Here is a 1829-nt window from a genome sequence, read left to right as displayed (position 1 = left end):
TGTGGTGTGGGTCTCGGTGAGTAAAATTTGTAAATTTGAAATTTGATTATAAGAAATCGAGGCAAAATATCGTGAGATGATTTTTGGGGTTTTGAAGTTAAAATTTGACAAAGATAAGGCATATAGCCTATCAAGTCAAATTTTAACGTTCTGCTTGCAGTTGCGAGCAAAGCGAAGCAAAAATCCGCAAAAAGCGCTCGCGAGACAAGCCTAAGCAAGTCTCGCAAGGTAAGATTATTTAATAAACCCGTAAAGGTTAGCTAACACCCAACCCACTGCGCACGAACTAAACACGCCGATAAGGCCAGGGATGATGAAGCTGTGGTTGATGACGTATTTACCGATCTTGGTAGTACCTGAGCGGTCAAACTGGATCGCCGCAAGGTCGCTCGGATATGTAGGAAGGATGAAGTATCCATAGCAAGCCGTAGCAAACGCGACGATGATGCCTGGATCCACGCCGATCTGAACTGCAAGCGGTACGAATGTCGCGGCAGCTGCTGCTTGAGAGTTTAGGAACTTAGAAATCAGCATACCTACGACGATATACATCCACGGATAGGCCTTCATCACCTCTCCTAGCGAGCCTTTTAGCATCTCGATGTGAGAGTGGAACATCGTATCTGCCATCCAGCTGATACCGTAGATCGCTACAAGCGCGACCATACCGCTGTGGAAGATCTCGTTTTGAGCGATCTTAGCAGCCTTGATGCCTGAGTAGATCATCATGATAGACGCAGCTAGTAGCATAAAAATTTGGATCGTATCGACCATGCCTAGAGGCGCTGTCTTTTTCATAGTATCTTTTACTACGATGCTAGCGTTTGCGACGGTTTCGGTTTTACCATCTTTAGTTATGACGACGTTACCGTCTTGAAGTACGAAGCTTTGAGTTACTTTTTTGTCTTTATCTAGAACTTCTACGTTCGTAAATTTAGTAGCGTCTTTTACTTTGTTGTCGTTTACGTTTGAGACGACTTTGCTATCATCTACGGTAGAGACCACTTGACCGTCTTTTACGGTGATGTTTTTAACTACTTTTTTATCTACTACGATTTCGATAGATTTACCAGGGACGTTGCTAGTCCAGCTAGGGCGGAGTTGTTTATAGTAGCCTAGAACCGCCACGATAGCGATTGTAGCTAGGAATATCCACATAACGTTCCACTGTTTAGCAGGAAGTTTTACGCCGATTAGCGAGTGAGATTCGTCTGAGCCGTAGATATATTTTCTTTGCTCAGGGTCTTTGATCCTCTCTTGGAAATCAGGGTCTTTATCTAGGTCTTTACCTCTAAAGATCGAGTAAGTACCGATGATAAGCATACCGATAAACGTTGACGGGATAGTGACTTTTAGCAAGTCCACGTAGCTAGTAAAGCCGTCGATATGAACGGTGCCGGTACCTAGCAAAACGGCGACCATAGATACGCCCGCAACCGAAACCGGGCTAGCGATGATGGCTAGCTGAGACGAGATCGTAGTCGCAGCCAGCGGTCTTTCCGGACGGATGCCGCTTTTGATAGATACGTCGTAGATGATCGGCAGTAGCGTATAAACCGTGTGTCCTGTGCCGCATAGAACCGTTAGCGTCCAGCCGCAAAGAGGGGCTAGGATACAGACGAATTTAGGATTTTTTCTTAGCGCTTTTTCCGCTATCTGGAGCATAACGTCAAGACCGCCCGCTGCTTGTAGCGTGGAGCTTGCTACGACGACGGCTAGGATCGTTAGGATGACGTCTACTGCTGGTTTGCCAGGCTTCATACCGAATGCAAACACCAAGATAACAAGACCGATGCCGCCTAGTACGCCCAGCGCCATACCGCCTTTTT

At 46.3% G+C, this 1829-nt stretch carries 1 protein-coding gene; it reads right to left on the bottom strand.

The genetic code is table 11. The features are described 5' to 3' along the window. Positions 1–234 precede the first annotated feature (234 nt). Positions 235–1829 (bottom strand): anaerobic C4-dicarboxylate transporter (locus H740_RS08395; RefSeq protein WP_002953234.1); only part of this gene is annotated, 1595 nt, incomplete at its 5' end.

Origin of the sequence: Campylobacter showae CC57C (genome assembly GCF_000344295.2) — a bacterium.
Taxonomy (GTDB): Bacteria; Campylobacterota; Campylobacteria; order Campylobacterales; family Campylobacteraceae; genus Campylobacter_A; species Campylobacter_A showae_B.
The sequence above is the reverse complement of the archived record's forward strand: the minus strand, read 5'-3'. Positions and strand labels throughout refer to the sequence as shown.